We start from the raw sequence: 17,116 nt of genomic DNA, 5'->3' as shown, positions 1-17,116 counted from the left end.
TAAAGTGAAAACCCATTTCTTTCGTCGGATTGTACAAGAAAGAGATGGGTTTTCGTCACTCTGACGAAGAGATAAAAAAATGCACAGAATATCAGTCAGAACATACAAAAAAAAGAAAAATCTTTGTGGAATCCTCGCATAGCCAAAGTGCGCAATATCCTGTATGATAAGGACAGTTAAAAACGAACAAAACATTAGGAGGTTAAACCAATGGCAAGTTTATCATTAAAAAACATTTGTAAAGTTTATCCAAACGGCTTTGAAGCTGTTAAGGATTTCAACCTTGAAGTAGAAGATAAGGAATTCATCATCTTCGTAGGACCATCTGGATGTGGTAAATCTACTACACTTCGTATGATTGCAGGTCTTGAGGAGATTTCTTCCGGAGAATTATACATCGACGGAAAACTCGTTAACGACGTAGAACCAAAAGACAGAGATATCGCAATGGTATTCCAGAACTACGCTCTGTATCCACATATGACCGTATTTGACAATATGGCATTCGGATTAAAATTAAGAAAAGTTCCGAAGGATGAAATCAAGAAGAAAGTTGAAGAAGCAGCTAAGATCCTTGACCTTGAGAAATTATTAGACCGTAAACCAAAGGCTCTTTCCGGTGGACAGAGACAGCGTGTTGCTATGGGTCGTGCAATCGTTCGTAATCCTAAAGTATTCCTTATGGACGAGCCGTTATCCAACCTGGATGCAAAATTAAGAGTACAGATGCGTTCTGAGATTTCTGCTCTGCATCATAGATTAGGTGCTACAATCATCTATGTAACACATGACCAGACAGAGGCTATGACATTAGGAACCAGAATCGTTGTATTAAAAGATGGTGTTATCATGCAGGTTGATTCTCCACAGAAATTATACAATGAGCCAGATAACTTATTTGTAGCTGGATTCATCGGATCCCCACAGATGAACTTCGTAGATGCTAAATGTAATATTGAAGGAGAGAAAGTTTCCCTTACATTTGACAATACAACTGTTGTATTACCACCAGCAAAAGCTAAGAAATTAATCGAAGGCAACTACAACGGAAAAACAGTTGTTATGGGTGTCAGACCAGAAGATATCGATGATTCCCAGATTACAATTGAAACCTTCAAAGACAGCATCATTGAGACAGATGTAACTGGATATGAGTTACTTGGTTCTGAAGTATTATTATACTTCGAAGCTGCAGGAACTCAGATGACAGCTAAGGTTGATTCCAGAACACCGGCTCGTTTAGGTGATCATATCAAACTTGCTATCGATCCTGAGAAGGTTCATGTATTCGACAAAGAGACTGAATTGACAATTACTAACTAATTCGGTACAATCGAACTGAATATAGTGCAATAACCCGGGTGCTATATGCATCCGGGTGTTTTACTTTACAGGAAAGTAATTTCCTGTAAAGTAAAACACGCTCCGCGAGGATGCGCACTGCGGCGTATAAGGTAGATGTCGCAAGCGACCGCCGCAGGCGCGAGAATGTGCCAAGGCACATTCTTTGTTCTCAGTAAAAGTTTTTTCTCACATTATATATAAGTAAGGAGTGCGCAGAATGCTTTCAAATCATAAGCTACAGACAACATTAGAAGAAATCAGTGATATATCCAAAATCGGACTTGCCCTTTATGACGAAAACGGGAAGCAGGTTGCAGCAACATTTCAGATTGAAACAGATATGCGTGCAGAGGTTGTGAATTTTGCAGCATCCATGGCAGAAAGCCAGATGTTGACGGGCTATCATTTCTTTAAAGTAATTGCAGAACAGGAAGTAGAATATATTCTTCTGGCACGTTCCACTAATGATGAAGCATATATGGTGGGAAGACTTGCAGTATGCCAGATTCGGAATCTGATTGCCTCTAACCGGGAACAGTCGGATAAGAACAACTTTATGCAGAATATCCTTCTTGGAAATATGCTGGTTGTAGATATGTATAATAAGGCAAAGAAGCTGCATATTGAGCAGGCAAAGCGTCTGGTTTATGTCATAGAAGTGGATGGCAGAAAAGATTCTGTTATTGTAGAAATGGTGAAGAATCTTTTTGCAGACCGCAACCGGGATTTTGTAACAGAGTTAGACGAGCAGAACATTATCCTGATTAAGGATGCAACAGATTTGAAAACAGAAGAGGATGCATTGAATCTGGCGAAAACAATTGTAGACAATCTGCATGCAGAAGCGATGGTGCGTGTCCGTGTGGGTTATGGCAATACGGTAAATACCCTGCAGGATATTGCGAAATCTTATCAGGAAGCCAAGATGGCACTGGAAGTAGGAAGAATCTTTAATGTAGAAGAGGAAACCATTTCCTACGGAAAGCTTGGCATCGGCAGACTGATTTACCAGCTTCCGATGAGCCTTTGCGAAATGTTTATCAAAGAGATTTTTGGTGAGCGGAATATTGATTTAGATGATGAAACGATGGTGACAATCCAGAAATTTTTTGAGAACAGCCTGAATATTTCAGAAACAGCAAGGCAGCTGTACATCCACCGGAATACGCTGGTATACCGTTTAGAACGTCTGGAAAAGATGATTGGACTTGATATCCGCAAATTCGAGGATGCCATGACTTTTAAGATTGCCATGATGGTCATTGCACATATGGATTACCAGAATTAGCGGCCTTGTTTTGCAGAACTATGAAAATTCAATTATGTAAATTATATGGGACAGTACCAATCGGTGCTGTCCTTTTTTCGAAAAAATTATCATGCGGAAATTGTGTAAAATGAATTGTAAAAATGAGCTTCAAGACAGAAATTAGTTAAAATGCACAAAAAAGAATTTCTTTTTTAGTTTATTTGCGGATAGCGAAAGTAAAAAAATTAGAATATAATTAATTATCGAAAAACTGCGAAAACGTATTCAGAGGGAAAACGTAATCGCAGGAAAGTATAAAATGAAACGATGAAAAGGAGAGGGAAAGATGAGAAAGTTAAAAGAACGCTTTCACAAGAAACATGGTATTGTAAGCAGAATCTTCAGTATGGTACTAGCACTTGCCATGATTGTGACCATGGTTCCGGCAATCGGAAATAGTATGCTTACCAAAGCAGCTTCAAATCCGATGAATGTAACTATTCACTTTATGGAACCAAGTAATTGGGGCTGGACACAGCCAGCGGTACAATTCTGGGGAAATAGCAAGGATTTGCTTTATGTGAGCAATGATGCGAACGGTGGAGAATCAAAAGAAATTCCAACATGGGGAGGAGCAAAAGCTTATTTCTTCAGTGAAGGAACAACAACAAATACAAATGGCGACAAAGATTATTATCTTACTGTCAAAACAGATGCAACAGGATTTCAGTTCTTAGATTTTCAGAATACTGGAAATACAAAGAATCCTGCAAATGATCCAAAGTTAACACAGTATACTGGGGATACACCTACTGATGTTTACTATATTACAAAAGATGGTGGAAAAAGCTTTGCATACTACCTTGACGCAGAAGGAAATACACCAGTTCCTGATTTACCAGAGACTGAGACAACCTTCCTCCTGGTAGGAACACTTCCTGGAACAGGTTGGGATGCAAGCGCAACACCAAACTTTGTGAAATCTGAAACAAACGAGAATGAATACAGCATTTCTATTAAGAATGTTCCGGCGAAAACTTATGAATATAAGATTTTGGAAGATGCTGCTTTAAATGGCTGGAACAAAGCATGGGCGCAGGGCGCAGGTGGAAGTAATATCCAGCTGGAAGTGAAGGCACCGGCAGACATTACCATGAAGCTGAACAAGACAGATGCTAATAAAAAGACAGATGTAACCATTAGTTATATTGAGGCATTGGATGTTGAAACACCAGCACAGGTAGAAAAAGGAGTAGATGTTGCACTTCCAGCAACAGGAACCTATTACGCAGGTGATGAACAGGGAAGCAAGACTGAAGGTGTAGATGTAACTTATACTGCTGTTTCAGAAGGCATCACAGTAAGTGGAGCAACACTTAAGGTTCCAACCTCATATAAAGGAACAGATGTAACTATTCGAGCATCATATAACGGAACAACAAAAGATATTACCATTCCGGTAGTAGATAAAGTTTATACTTATACTATTTACTATCATGATTTCATTGCAAGTCATATGGCAGCAGATGCAAGTTCTCTGTGGATTTGGGAGGATGACGGAGCTGATGGAGTTCTTTATAATTTTTCTGGAACAGAGCAGTTATCCGATGGAAATACATGGCTTAAAGCTACTGTAAAGCTTCCATATTATAAAAATATTCGTATTATTCCAAAGAACTATGGTGATACATGGTCTTGGCAGAATGATACAATTTCATATGACAACACTGCCAAAGATGAAAATGTAACTCTTTACATTACATCAAACAGCAAAAAAGCTTACACAAGCATTCCAGAGCTTGTAGCGCCAAGAGAGCGTTATGTAATGGTAGAATATGACAGACCAGCTGGTGACTATGATGGTTGGAATATCTTTACATGGAACAGTGGATTTGGAAGTGAAGTTACTATTAACCTTCAGGAAATGAACGGCAAGATGGTAGCCAAGATTCCAGTAAAAGATACTACAGCAGATATGATGTTATCTTTCTGTATGAGAAGAAGCACAGCAGATGATGCTTGGGCTGATAAAGATGGTGGAGACCATTATGTGAGTGTACCGGCAAATCAGAATGTTGTAAAAGCAAAATTCGTACAGGGTGAGGGAATCACTGAGGTTATTCCATCAAATGTTGGATGTGTATTGGATGGCGAGAACGGACAGATTCATTTTTATTACAGAGATGATGAGGTGCTTGCTGCCGATAACACACAGGAATCTATTGCAGATAAAGTAAGTGTTACAATAAATGGCGTAGAGCATGCAATGACTTATGATGCTGCAAATGAAAGATTTAGCTATGACTTAACTGACATCACAACAGGAGATTACTGTTACTACTACACAGTAGATGGTGTAGAGAAGCTTGACGCATATAATGCGGAGACAAAAGATTATGATGGAAAGACATGCAGCTATCGTTACTATAAGAAGTTTGATGCAGCTATTACAGCAGAATTATCTCAGTCCTCTATGGATTACAATGACAATAACGTATTGACAATAAAGACAAATCCTGCTGAAGGTGCAGATATGTCTGGATTTGAAGTGGCTACAGCAACAGTAGATTTAAGCGCACTTGGCTTAAGTAGCACTTATGCAATTGACCCAGAATTAATGGAAGCAACAATTTCATGTCTTGATACTACAACTACTGGAGATAAGACCCTTCCGGTAACTGTAAAGGATATATACGGAAATGTATATAGAACAAGCACAAATGTTACAGTAACAGAGAGAGACAAGAAGGATGGAGATTTCGACTGGGATGAGGCAGTAATTTACTTTGCCGTAACTGACCGTTTCTTCGATGGAGATACAAGCAACAATGATGCTTATGGAGTAGGAGACTACGATACAAGCGATAAGGGTGGTTCAAGCTATCATGGTGGAGATTTCGCAGGATTAACACAGAAGCTTGACTATCTCAAGGATTTAGGTGTAAATACCATCTGGATTACACCAATAGTAGAGAATATCACAGATGACCAGCCTGACGCAAAGACAGGTATGGATACGTATGGATATCATGGTTACTGGGCTAGTGACTTCACAAAGCTTAATAAACACCTTGGAACAGAGGAAGAGTTTGCAGCACTTATTGAAGCTGCCCACAGCCGTGGAATGAAGCTTATGGTTGATGTGGTATTGAACCATGCAGGCTATGGCACAGAGAATTACTTCAATAATATTCTCACAGGTGAGGATGGAAATGCAATAAAGATGCTTCGTGACAGCGACAATACTGTTTCAGGAGATGACAAGCAAGATGCACTTTCAGACCTTCCGGACTTCGTAACTGAGGATGCAGAAGTAAGAGACCAGTTGATTGAATGGCAGACCGACTGGATGGATAAATTTGACATTGACTATTATCGTGTAGACACTGTAAAGCATGTTGATTCTACTACATGGTCAGCTTTCAAGAATTCTCTTACAAAAGTAAATCCAGACTTCAAGATGATTGGAGAGTACTCTGGAGCCGGATATGCTAATACAGCCGGAGAGCTTGGAACAGGAAGCATGGATGCACTCCTTGACTTCGATTTCAATGATTTTGCAAAGGATTTTGTAGGTGGAAAGATTTCTACTGTTGAAAACTCATTGTTAAAGCGTAATGGTGTACTAAACAATACAGCAACAATGGGTAATTTCTTAAACAGCCATGATGAGGATACTCTTCAGTACAAGCTTGTAGATAAGAGTGGATTTTCAGAGGAAGAGGCTTATAACCTGATGAAGGTAGCTGCTACTCTTCAGATTACAGCCAAGGGTCAGCCGGTTATTTACTATGGAGATGAGCTTGGTCAGGCAGGCGCTAATGACTGGCCATACCAGACAAATCGTCGTGACTTTGACTGGACAGAGTTAGAAACACAGAAGGCAGACAGCAATAGCATTTACAATCATTACAAGACCATGCTTTCAATCCGTAACGCATACACAGATGTATTTGCAAGAGGAAGCAGAACATCAGTTATTTCATCAGATGAAGATGGCTATGATGTAATCGCAAGAAGCTATGGTGATACTACATTATATGTAGGAATGAATATCAAAGAAAAAGCCACTGAGGTTACTATTCCAGTAAGCGCAGAGGCAGGAAGCAAGATGGAGAACCTTTATGATGGAAAAGAGTATACTGTATCAGCAGACAAGACTGTAACAGTAAGCATTCCAGCAGCAAAGGATGGCGGTACAGTAGTACTGACCAAAGAAAAACAGGAAGATAAGATCAATCTTGACATTACTGTTCCTGGAAAAGACTTCGAAGAAGTTATTGATACAATCGGAAAAGTTGGCGATGGAACTAACATTCGTGTTACAATGCCAGATACCACAAAAGTTCCAGCAGCAGTATTCAATGGCATGATTGGAAAAGATATTACCATTACCTTCAAGCTGAACGACAACGTAAGCTGGATTGTAAACGGAAAGAACATTGTAAGTAAATTAAAAGATGCAATAGACCTCGGTGTAACCGTAGGTAAGAGCAGCATTCCGGCTGATAAGATTAAAGCATTAGCTGGAGACAACAAGACCATTGAACTTTCACTGGCACATGACGGAGCATTTGGATTTGATGCTACACTTCGTGTCAACGTTGGTGCAGAGAACAGTGGAAAATATGCAAACCTTTACTATTACAATGAAAAGACCGGAGCATTAGAATATGTTCAGGCTGTAAAGGTAAATGCAGACGGAACCGTTGATTTCAAATTCTCACATGCATCTGAGTATGTTATTGTACTTAGCAATACAGATATGAAACCAGCAGCATCTACAACTCCGAATGCAACACCTGTTGTAACAGCAGAGAAGCAGGTTAAGACAGGAGATAATACTCCGATTGCCTGCATGGTAGTATTGTTATTCGTTGCAGGAGCAGCGGTAGTTGTACTTTACAGAAGACGTAAAAGAGTCTAAGCAGAGCAAAACTGCAAACAGGAGAGTTTAGTTTTTATAATGTATATCGTCTGAAATAAGAGGATAGATGGAAAGGGCAGCGAAAGCTGCCCTTTCCCCTTTTAACCCTCTTGGATAAATAAACGTACAAAAGGAATAAATCCAGGCAGAAGATTGACATACTATTCCTAAGGTGTTATTCTTAGTTCCGACTGAATTACTTGGAAATAGGACGAAAATAGCTGATAAAGCAAATTGATAAAGGAGGAAAACCGATGGAATTAATCTATCTGGACAATGCGGCAACAACAAGAACGGACGAGCGGGTAGTGGAGGCAATGCTTCCCTATTTTACCCGGTATTATGGAAATGCATCTACCATTTATGCATTAGGTGAGGAAAGCCGCAAGGCAGTAACCAAAGCCAGAGATATTATTGCAGCAGGAATCGGTGCGAAACCGGAAGAAATATATTTTACGGCAGGTGGAAGTGAATCTGATAACTGGGCACTGAAAGCAACAGCAGAAGCTTATAAAGAAAAAGGAAAACATATCATCACCAGTAAGATTGAGCATCATGCAATTCTTCATACCTGTGAATGGTTGGAAAGACAGGGCTTTGAGGTAACTTATCTTGATGTGGATGAGAATGGACGTATCAATCCGGCAGATGTAGAAGCAGCAATCCGTCCGGATACCATTCTGATTTCTATTATGTTTGCCAACAATGAGATTGGCACCATCGAGCCGATTGCAGAGATTGGTGCAATTGCCAAGGCACATGGAGTTTTATTCCATACTGATGCAGTACAGGCATTTGGTCAGGAGCCAATCCAGGTAGATGAAATGAATATTGATATGTTAAGCAGCAGTGGCCATAAATTAAACGGACCAAAGGGAATCGGTTTCCTCTATATCAGAAAAGGTGTAAAAATCCGCTCCTTTGTACATGGTGGTGCACAGGAGAGAAAGAGAAGAGCCGGAACGGAAAATGTACCGGGAATCGTAGGCTTCGGTAAAGCTGCAGAACTGGCATTTGCTTCCATGGAAGAGCGTACTGCAAGAGAAAGAGAATTGAGAGATTATATGATTTCCCGTTTTGAAAAGGAAATCCCATATGTGAAAATCAATGGAGACAGAGAGCATCGTCTTGCCAATAATGTCAATGCATGCTTCCGTTTTGTGGAGGGAGAATCCATGCTGATTATGTTAGATATGAAGGGGATTTGTGCATCCTCCGGTTCAGCATGTACTTCCGGTTCCTTAGACCCGTCTCATGTATTGCTGGCAATTGGTCTGCCACATGAGATTGCACATGGCTCACTCCGCCTGACTTTAGGCGCAGATACCACCAAAGAGCAGATTGACACCACGGTAGATGCAATCAAAGAGATTGTTGCACATTTACGCAGCATGTCACCGTTATACGAAGATTTTGTAAAGAACCAGCAGTAATAGAGAAGAAAAGGAGTAACGATTATGTATAGTGAAAAAGTTATGGATCATTTTCAGAATCCGAGAAATGTAGGGGAGATTGAAAATGCCAGCGGAGTAGGAACAGTAGGAAATGCAAAATGCGGTGATATCATGCGAATCTATCTTGATATTGATGATAATGGTGTGATTCAGGACTGTAAGTTTAAGACCTTTGGCTGTGGTGCTGCAGTTGCAACCAGCAGTATGGCAACAGAACTGGTAAAGGGAAAGACCGTACAGGAAGCATTACTTGTAACCAATAAAGCAGTAATGGAAGCATTAGACGGACTTCCACCGGTTAAAGTGCATTGTTCCCTTCTGGCAGAAGAAGGTATTCATGCTGCACTTTGGGATTATGCTGAGAAGAATGGCATTGTCATTGAAGGCTTAAAGAAGCCGAAGAACGACATCTCTGAGGGTGAAGAAGAGGAAGAATATTAAAAAAAGCATATCCCTATTGACATAGTAGGAAAAAAGAAATATACTGTACCCATAGACAAATAGAAATGGAGGTACAGTATGAAGATTTCAACAAAGGGACGTTATGCTGTCCGACTTCTTCTTGATATAGCAATGAATGATGAAGTTGAACCGGTACGTCTTAAAGATGTTGCGGAACGTCAGGATATTTCCATGAAATACTTGGAACAGATTATTTCTACACTGGTACGGGCAGGGTTTGTTAAGAGCATCAGAGGCCCCCAGGGAGGATATCGTTTATCAAAGACACCGAAGGAATATACGATAGGGATGATATTACGTCAGGTAGAAGGAAGTCTTGCACCGGTATCGTGTCTTGAGGATGAGGTGAACACCTGTGAGCGTCAGTCAGAATGTGTAACACTTCGTATCTGGAAAGAATTAAACGATGCGATTAAGAGTGTAGTAGACAAGTATACGTTAGAGGATTTGATGGAATGGCAGCAGGATATCAGCAGCGATTATGTCATTTAAATGGACGAGGTCGATGTGTACCAATGAAACAAAATATTTTAAATAATTTATTTGAAAAAAGTCTTGACAATTGGTACACATCGTTTTATATTATACTTAATCCATATCAAACAGATAGGAAATATATGAATTTAGGGAAAAGGAGATTATTATCATGGCAAACATTTATAAAGGAACATTAGGACTGATTGGAAATACACCATTAATCGAGGCAATTAATTTAGAAAAGGCGTATAACTTAGAAGCAAAATTACTTTTCAAACTGGAATATTTCAATCCGGCAGGAAGCGTAAAGGACCGTATCGCAAAAGCAATGATTGAAGATGCAGAAGCAAAAGGACAGTTAAAAGAAGGTTCTGTTATTATCGAGCCGACATCCGGAAATACAGGAATTGGTCTTGCAGCACTTGCGGCAGCCAAGGGATACCGTATCATTCTTACTATGCCGGAATCCATGAGTGTTGAACGTAGAAACATTTTAAAGGCTTACGGTGCAGAAATTGTTCTGACAGAAGCAAGCAAAGGAATGAAAGGTGCAATTGCAAAAGCGGATGAACTTGCAAAAGAGATTCCAAACAGCTTTATCCCTGGACAGTTTGTAAACCCTGCGAATCCAAAAGTACACAAAGAGACAACAGGACCGGAAATCTGGAAAGATACGGACGGAGCAGTAGACATCTTCGTAGCAGGAGTTGGTACAGGTGGAACCGTAACAGGAACCGGTGAATACTTAAAAGAGCAGAAAGCAGATGTTAAAGTTGTAGCAGTAGAGCCGGCATCTTCACCGGTATTATCCGAAGGTAAGAGTGGAGCACATAAGATTCAGGGTATCGGTGCAGGATTCGTACCGGATGTATTAAACACCAAAGTATATGATGAGGTATTTCCGGTAGAGAACGAAGATGCTTTCCGTGTGGCAAAAGAAATTGCACACAAAGAGGGCGTATTAGTAGGAATTTCTTCCGGAGCAGCAGCTTATGCAGCAATTGAACTGGCAAAGAGACCTGAAAATAAAGGAAAAACAATTGTAGCTTTATTACCGGACAATGGAGACAGATATTATTCAACAGCTTTATTTACAGAGTAATTTGCAGTAGAATAGAAAAAATCTGATGTAACATCAGAGTGACAGAAATAAATAACAGAACGGAGAAAAAGAAGATGAGCACAAAGAAAAGCAGAGCAGAACGTAATTTAAAATTTGAAACTTTACAGTTACATGTAGGACAGGAAAATCCGGATCCGGTGACAGATGCAAGAGCAGTACCTATTTATCAGACATCATCCTATGTATTCCGCAACAGCGACCATGCGGAAGCAAGATTTGGTCTTGCAGATGCAGGAAATATTTATGGAAGACTTACGAATCCGACAGAAGATGTATTTGAGAAGAGAATTGCAGCATTAGAGGGTGGAGTTGCAGCGTTGGCAGTAGCATCCGGAGCAGCAGCAATTACTTATACGATTGAAAATCTTGCACAGAATGGTGACCATATTGTAGCTGCAAAGAATATCTATGGTGGTTCTTATAACCTGTTGGAGCATACACTTCCACAGTACGGCATTACAACAACCTTCGTTGAGCCGGAGCCGGAAGCATTTGAAGCAGCAATCAAAGACAATACAAAAGCATTATATATTGAGACATTAGGAAATCCTAACTCAGACGTAGCTGATATTGAAGCCATCGCAAAAGTAGCACATGCACACAAGATTCCATTAGTCGTAGATAACACTTTTGCAACACCTTATCTGGTTCGTCCGATTGAGTATGGCGCAGACATCGTGGTACATTCTGCAACAAAATTCATTGGTGGACACGGAACAACAATTGGTGGAGTTATCGTAGACAGCGGAAAATTTGATTGGGAGGCAAGTGGAAAATTTACATCTTTAACTGAGCCAAATCCAAGTTATCATGGCATCAGCTTTACCAAGGCAGTAGGACCGGCAGCATTTGTAACCAAGATTCGTGCAATCTTACTCCGTGATACCGGAGCAACTTTATCTCCGTTCCATGCATTTATCTTCTTACAGGGATTAGAGACATTATCCTTAAGAGTAGAACGTCATGTACAGAATGCATTGAAGGTAGTAGAGTTCTTAAATAACCATCCACAGGTGGAGCGTGTAAATCATCCTGCAGTAAGTACAGATCCAAAGCAGCAGGAATTATATAAGAAATACTTCCCGAACGGTGGCGGTTCTATCTTTACCTTTGAAATCAAAGGTGATGACAGAAAGGCAAAAGATTTCATCGACAATCTGGAAATCTTCTCCTTACTGGCAAATGTTGCAGATGTAAAATCCCTGGTGATTCATCCAGCATCAACCACGCATTCCCAGCTTAGTGCAGAAGAATTAGAAGAGCAGGGAATCAAACCGAATACCATCCGCCTTTCTATCGGAACAGAAAATATCGACGATATTATTGAAGACTTAGAGGAAGCATTCAAGGCAGTAGAGTAAATGACTGAAAGAACTAAAATGAAAAGCATGAGATAAAAGAAGTCTCATATACTTTAGAAAGAGTATATGAGGCTTTTTTTATGAAAAAATGGAAAAGGATACTGGCAGTGGCGGTAATGCTGGCATTGGTATTTTGCGCAGGCCGTGGGAGTGCAGTGCTGGTAAAAAGCTGGCAGAATGGCGGCTTACTGGGAGTAAATGCAGTGGCATCTACAACAGAGAACTGGGGACTTGGATTTGGTGAATCGGGGACACAGCCAACCGGAAATGCCACACCGGAAGAATTGCGGAAATATAATACATATTTTATTGGTAATGGCGATGATAAGGTGATTTACCTGACCTTTGACTGCGGCTATGAGAATGGAAATACGGAGAAGATACTGGAAGCATTGAAAAAGCATGATGTAAAGGCAACCTTCTTTGTAGTAGGGCATTTCTTAGAGACCAGTCCGGATCTGGTAAGGAAAATGGTGGAAGAAGGTCATACCGTAGGAAACCATACTTATCATCATCCGGATATGTCAGAAATTGCAGATGTATCGTCATTTCAAAAGGAAGTTGAAGATGTCAAGTTACTTTATGAAGAGATTACAGACAAGGAGATGGTTAAATTTTACCGGCCGCCTCAGGGGAAATACAGTGAATCAAATCTGAAAATGGCAAAAGAATTAGGTTATTATACTTTTTTCTGGAGTCTTGCCTATGTGGACTGGGATCCGGATAATCAGCCAACAAAAGAAGAGGCCTTTAAAAAACTCACCGGACGTATTCATCCGGGAGCTATAGTGCTGCTGCACAATACTTCAAAGACCAATGGTGAAATATTAGATGAACTACTTACAAAGTGGGAAGAGATGGGCTACCATTTTGGTACTCTGGATGAGTTAATCGCAGGTTCTAATTCTTAGAAAAAATTCTTAAATAAAACTTGTCTTTTTACTTCTTTTGTATTATACTCTTTGATTGGTAATACCAATCGGAGGATTTAGAAATGAAGTATTTTAGACAGTTTTTTTTAATTCTGGCAATTTCTTTTGCTGGAGAAATTCTGCATATGGCGCTGCCATTACCAGTGCCTGCAAGCATTTACGGACTGGTGTTAATGCTGCTTGCGCTGGTAACAGGTATCGTTAAGATAGAACAGGTGAAGGACACTGCGGTATTCTTGATTGAAATTATGCCGGTGATGTTTATTCCGGCAGCAGTAGGACTTCTGGACTCCTGGAGCGTTCTGCGTCCGACTATTGTGCCGGTGATTGTCATTACAGTACTTACGACGATTATTGTTATGGTCGTGACCGGAAGAGTGACACAGAATGTGATACGAAAGGGAAGGGAGAAAGAAGAAAATGAATAATTTTGCAGGAGATACCCTTTTCTTTGGTGTAGTAATCAGTCTCATTGGATATGAAATCGGAGCACTGTTAAAGCGTAAATTAAAGCTGGCGCTGTTTAATCCACTTTTGATTTCTATTATTTTTGTTATGGTTGTATTAAGTGTAGGCAGGATTGACTATGACAGTTATTATGAAGGAGCAAAGTATTTAAGCTATCTTTTAACCCCGGCAACGGTATGTCTTGCTGTTCCGTTGTATGAGCAGCTGGAATTGTTAAAAAAACATAAAAGTGCCATTGTAGCAGGAATTATATCCGGTGTCATTGCAAGTGTGGGAAGTGTGCTTCTTTTTGCGGTGATATTTCATCTGAATCATGAGGAATATGTAACCCTTCTGCCAAAATCCATTACCACAGCAATTGGAATGGGAGTATCTGAAGAACTTGGAGGAATCGTAACGATTACGGTGGCAGTAATTATCATTACCGGAGTCTTGGGAAATATGATCGCAGAAGTGGTATGCCGTGTATTTCATATAGAAGAGCCGGTGGCAAAGGGACTGGCACTCGGTACTTCCGCCCATGCAATCGGAACCGCCCGTGCCATGGAAATGGGAGAAGTAGAAGGAGCAATGAGCAGTCTTGCCATTGCAGTAGCAGGACTTCTGACAGTAGCAGCAGCAACTGTATTTGCTAATTTTTATTGATGTATTTATGATACAATAATTTTGCAAGGGATGAAAGGAGATTCAGATGAAGGACAGAGAGTATAAGAGAGTAATGGCATTCGTAAAAGATGGAATACGGAGCGGGGAGTTTCAGGTAGGAAGCAAGCTGCCAACAGAACGTGAAATGGCAGAAACACTTGGTATGTCACGTCCATCTATCCGGGAAGCATTAAAGAGTATGGAGAATATCGGATTGATTGAAAGCCAGCAGGGCTCCGGCAATTATATCTGCTGCAACATGGAAAAAAGCCTTTCAGAAGTAATTAATATGATGCTGCTATTGCAGCAGGTAGATAAGGATGAGCTTGCAGAGGCACGCTGCCTTTTAGAATACACAATAGGTCTTCTCGCGGCTAAAAACATGGGTAAACAGGATTTTGCGGAGTTAAAAGCACTGGCAGAATCTATGCAGAATGCTGACCAGCAGAGAAGTTATGAGATTGACCGGGAGTTCCATCAGAAATTAATATTAGGTTCCGGCAACCGTTTCATGATTACGATTATGCAGGTATTTTCAGAAATTTATAAGGAAAGTATCCGAAAAGGCTGGGAAAATGCAGATGCCGAGAAATTTGAAAAAATGTGGAAGCTTCATGTACAGATTGCAGAAGCAATTGAAACGGGAGACCAGAGAAAAATCGATGCTGCCGTACAGGCACATTATGATATTATTCATAAGTAAAATGATGGCAAAAAAATGCCCGGCAGTGGTTCCTTTTTAGATGAGTCTGAAAAGAACCGCCGCCGGGCTATTTACGCAAGTAGCTTAGCGGGCAAGTACTTCTAAGATTTCACCTACATACATGGTGTGAAGGTTGCCATCGGCATACCAGCTGCTTTCGATAGAAGAATCAATAAACTGGTCCGGAGTCATCTTTGTAGCAGATAATTTACGGCAGATAAATACCAGATTTCCTTCGTCAATATAAGGTGTGTCCTTGCAGTAATCAAGATGCATTCTTGCATTCTCAATTTTATTTTCATCACGTCCGGAAACAGCTCCAAGATATTTTAAAGCTCCTTTATTGGACTCATCTAAAAAGGTCAGTGAAAATGTCTCTCCATTATCAATAAATTCTTTGGTATAGCGTGTATCTCTTACAAAGATGTAGACAACATTTTTGCCCCAGAGGACACCAACACCGCCCCAGCTTGCAGTCATTGTATTTGCTTTCTTCTCATCACCTGCTGTGATTAACATCCATTCTTTGCCGATTTTAGTAAACGGATTCATTTCCACGAGGTCAATTGGATATGGTTGAAATGTATGCATTATTTTTCCCTCCAGTAAATTCGTAATATGCATTTAGTATAGCATTGTATTTTCATAATTACTATGGGTTTGTGGTAAAAAGAATTCCAGAAAAGGTTTAAGTTATGAAATTTATTGATACAATTCTGCAATTCTTGAAACAGCCACATAAATTTCGGAAATACGGTACCAGGTACGGAAATCCACAATTCCGGTAACTGGAAGCCCAAAGATGGACTGGAATTTTTCTACGGCAGCTTTGGTGGCAGGACCATAAATGCCATCCACGGTAATAGTCGGAAGCGCAGGATAGTTACGTGCAATCCGGTTCAGCTGCTCCTGCAGCATCCGCACCTTATCCCCGGTAGAACCAATCTCAAGGTTGCTGCCCGGCCAGGAAGCAGGTACACCACTGATTTCATCCGCCGTGTTGATATACATACTGCTGCCGTAATAGTAGCGCAGAATCTCAATGGTGGAATATCCCTGGTCGGCTAAGTATTTCGACCCCCACTGAGTCATCCAGTTCGGGCAGCTTACCCGCTGCCCGTCACAGTACTGTGTCAGAATCGGCTGGCGGACGTTCGGACGGGAAAGGTAGCTGTTAAACATCTCATCGACGATATTGGAAATGTTGGAAAAGATGTTTCTGCCGTAGACAAATTTGTGGTCAAAGGCGGTGGAAGAAGTAATGGTAAAATCATAGCCTTTGTTCCGGTACCACTCCGTATACACCCGGTTCAGGGTAAAGGACATAATCGCTAAAATATTTGCACGGAGAGCTGCATCCGGCCAGGTAGCATAGATTTCGCTGGAGGCAACATTTTTGATGTAATCCCGGTAGCGGACATAGTAGTCGTTGGCGGAAGAATCGCTTGGCGGTCCGTCATGGACAATAACATATTCCGGGATGACAACACGGCTTAAGACAATTTCGCCGCTTTCATTCATCGGCTTGATTTCATCCTCTGGGATTTTCGGCGGAAAATTCCCATAGAGAGTGTTGGCAGTAATAACAATATTTCGTTCCGGGGGATTTTCCACGGTGGCAGTTTCCATCCGGACATTTTGGATGGAAGTTTTATCCGGCAGAACGGAGATTCCGGAAATGTTGATGGGACGGTAGCCGGACGCATTTACCTGAATGGTATATTCCGAGTAAGGCTGGAATTCAGAAGGTTCCATGCTATATTCTAAGGGGGGAGCCGGCAGTTCAACTGCTGCAGTCTGACCGGAAATGTCAGTTGATAGTTCTTCAATGATTTCAGTAGGATTTCCCGTATAGGAAAGACGGATGGAGGCATCTTTAATAGGGAAAAAGCCACGCTCTGTGGTGACATGAATCCGCAGTTGCCCCATGTCCGTGGTTTTTTGCATATAAGAAAGGTTTGACATATGGAA

Annotated in this window: 14 protein-coding genes; 12 read left to right on the top strand and 2 right to left on the bottom strand. The window is 40.8% G+C overall.

Features of this window, described 5'->3' with window-relative positions; all coding sequences use genetic code 11:
* Nucleotides 1–210 precede the first annotated feature (210 nt).
* The 12 genes from DXB39_RS04545 (at nt 211) to DXB39_RS04490 (ending at nt 15,145) form a co-directional block, all read left to right on the top strand.
* A complete protein-coding gene (locus DXB39_RS04545; RefSeq protein WP_117698184.1) occupies nt 211–1,323 on the top strand; it encodes an ABC transporter ATP-binding protein in 1,113 nt (370 codons plus the stop codon).
* Nucleotides 1,324–1,561: 238 nt separating this feature from the next.
* Nucleotides 1,562–2,632: a PucR family transcriptional regulator gene (locus tag DXB39_RS04540; protein WP_117840832.1), complete on the top strand. Its 1,071-nt coding sequence runs from the start codon at nt 1,562–1,564 to the stop codon at nt 2,630–2,632.
* 307 nt (nt 2,633–2,939) lie between these two features.
* Entirely contained in the window at nt 2,940–7,520 is a 4,581-nt protein-coding gene (locus DXB39_RS04535) for an alpha-amylase family glycosyl hydrolase (protein WP_117840833.1), read from the top strand.
* Between the two features lie 254 nt (nt 7,521–7,774).
* Nucleotides 7,775–8,953 carry a cysteine desulfurase NifS gene (nifS, locus tag DXB39_RS04530; protein ID WP_117840834.1) on the top strand — a complete coding sequence of 393 codons (1,179 nt, stop codon included), beginning with the start codon at nt 7,775–7,777 and terminating at the stop codon, nt 8,951–8,953.
* A gap of 24 nt (nt 8,954–8,977) precedes the next feature.
* Nucleotides 8,978–9,415, top strand: coding sequence for a Fe-S cluster assembly scaffold protein NifU (gene nifU / locus DXB39_RS04525; protein WP_022242477.1), 438 nt, complete (start codon nt 8,978–8,980; stop codon nt 9,413–9,415).
* 78 nt (nt 9,416–9,493) lie between these two features.
* Entirely contained in the window at nt 9,494–9,928 is a 435-nt protein-coding gene (locus DXB39_RS04520) for an RrF2 family transcriptional regulator (RefSeq protein WP_117840835.1), read from the top strand.
* A 154-nt stretch (nt 9,929–10,082) separates the two neighbouring features.
* On the top strand, nt 10,083–11,015 hold the full coding sequence (cysK, locus tag DXB39_RS04515) for a cysteine synthase A (RefSeq protein ID WP_117840836.1): 933 nt from the start codon (nt 10,083–10,085) through the stop codon (nt 11,013–11,015).
* A 74-nt stretch (nt 11,016–11,089) separates the two neighbouring features.
* The gene (locus DXB39_RS04510; protein ID WP_117840837.1) at nt 11,090–12,397 is read left to right on the top strand and encodes an O-acetylhomoserine aminocarboxypropyltransferase/cysteine synthase family protein; all 1,308 of its coding nucleotides are present in this window, start codon (nt 11,090–11,092) and stop codon (nt 12,395–12,397) included.
* A gap of 80 nt (nt 12,398–12,477) precedes the next feature.
* Nucleotides 12,478–13,308 carry a delta-lactam-biosynthetic de-N-acetylase gene (locus DXB39_RS04505; protein WP_117840838.1) on the top strand — a complete coding sequence of 277 codons (831 nt, stop codon included), beginning with the start codon at nt 12,478–12,480 and terminating at the stop codon, nt 13,306–13,308.
* Between the two features lie 83 nt (nt 13,309–13,391).
* Nucleotides 13,392–13,757, top strand: coding sequence for a CidA/LrgA family protein (locus tag DXB39_RS04500; protein WP_117840839.1), 366 nt, complete (start codon nt 13,392–13,394; stop codon nt 13,755–13,757).
* Nucleotides 13,750–14,442 (top strand): LrgB family protein, encoded by a 693-nt coding sequence (locus tag DXB39_RS04495; protein ID WP_117840840.1) that lies wholly within the window; start codon nt 13,750–13,752, stop codon nt 14,440–14,442. Before DXB39_RS04500 ends, DXB39_RS04495 begins: the two co-directional genes overlap by 8 nt.
* Nucleotides 14,443–14,488: 46 nt before the next feature.
* Complete coding sequence (locus tag DXB39_RS04490; protein ID WP_117840841.1) at nt 14,489–15,145, top strand: FadR/GntR family transcriptional regulator; 657 nt, start codon at nt 14,489–14,491, stop codon at nt 15,143–15,145.
* Between the two features lie 84 nt (nt 15,146–15,229).
* Here the strand turns inward: DXB39_RS04490 and DXB39_RS04485 are convergent, their stop codons facing one another.
* Both DXB39_RS04485 and DXB39_RS04480 read right to left on the bottom strand, forming a co-directional pair.
* Nucleotides 15,230–15,736, bottom strand: a complete 507-nt coding sequence (locus DXB39_RS04485) for a flavin reductase (protein ID WP_117840842.1) — start codon at nt 15,734–15,736, stop codon at nt 15,230–15,232.
* A gap of 111 nt (nt 15,737–15,847) precedes the next feature.
* Entirely contained in the window at nt 15,848–17,110 is a 1,263-nt protein-coding gene (locus DXB39_RS04480) for a peptidoglycan-binding protein (RefSeq protein ID WP_117698174.1), read from the bottom strand.
* Between the last annotated feature and the right edge of the window lie 6 nt (nt 17,111–17,116).

This window comes from Roseburia sp. OM03-7AC, from assembly GCF_003462625.1.
Lineage (GTDB): Bacteria > Bacillota > Clostridia > Lachnospirales > Lachnospiraceae > Roseburia_C > Roseburia_C amylophila.
The sequence above is the reverse complement of the archived record's forward strand: the minus strand, read 5'-3'. Positions and strand labels throughout refer to the sequence as shown.

What these genes read in the sequence shown, in the direction of transcription:
- DXB39_RS04490 (WP_117840841.1), top strand. Translation starts at nt 14,489, where the DNA reads ATGAAGGACAGAGAGTATAAGAGAGTAATGGCATTCGTAAAAGATGGA.
- DXB39_RS04480 (WP_117698174.1), bottom strand. Translation starts at nt 17,110, where the DNA reads ATGTCAAACCTTTCTTATATGCAAAAAACCACGGACATGGGGCAACTG.
- cysK (WP_117840836.1), top strand. Translation starts at nt 10,083, where the DNA reads ATGGCAAACATTTATAAAGGAACATTAGGACTGATTGGAAATACACCA.
- DXB39_RS04540 (WP_117840832.1), top strand. Translation starts at nt 1,562, where the DNA reads ATGCTTTCAAATCATAAGCTACAGACAACATTAGAAGAAATCAGTGAT.
- DXB39_RS04495 (WP_117840840.1), top strand. Translation starts at nt 13,750, where the DNA reads ATGAATAATTTTGCAGGAGATACCCTTTTCTTTGGTGTAGTAATCAGT.
- DXB39_RS04510 (WP_117840837.1), top strand. Translation starts at nt 11,090, where the DNA reads ATGAGCACAAAGAAAAGCAGAGCAGAACGTAATTTAAAATTTGAAACT.
- DXB39_RS04520 (WP_117840835.1), top strand. Translation starts at nt 9,494, where the DNA reads ATGAAGATTTCAACAAAGGGACGTTATGCTGTCCGACTTCTTCTTGAT.
- DXB39_RS04485 (WP_117840842.1), bottom strand. Translation starts at nt 15,736, where the DNA reads ATGCATACATTTCAACCATATCCAATTGACCTCGTGGAAATGAATCCG.
- DXB39_RS04545 (WP_117698184.1), top strand. Translation starts at nt 211, where the DNA reads ATGGCAAGTTTATCATTAAAAAACATTTGTAAAGTTTATCCAAACGGC.
- nifS (WP_117840834.1), top strand. Translation starts at nt 7,775, where the DNA reads ATGGAATTAATCTATCTGGACAATGCGGCAACAACAAGAACGGACGAG.
- DXB39_RS04505 (WP_117840838.1), top strand. Translation starts at nt 12,478, where the DNA reads ATGAAAAAATGGAAAAGGATACTGGCAGTGGCGGTAATGCTGGCATTG.
- nifU (WP_022242477.1), top strand. Translation starts at nt 8,978, where the DNA reads ATGTATAGTGAAAAAGTTATGGATCATTTTCAGAATCCGAGAAATGTA.
- DXB39_RS04500 (WP_117840839.1), top strand. Translation starts at nt 13,392, where the DNA reads ATGAAGTATTTTAGACAGTTTTTTTTAATTCTGGCAATTTCTTTTGCT.
- DXB39_RS04535 (WP_117840833.1), top strand. Translation starts at nt 2,940, where the DNA reads ATGAGAAAGTTAAAAGAACGCTTTCACAAGAAACATGGTATTGTAAGC.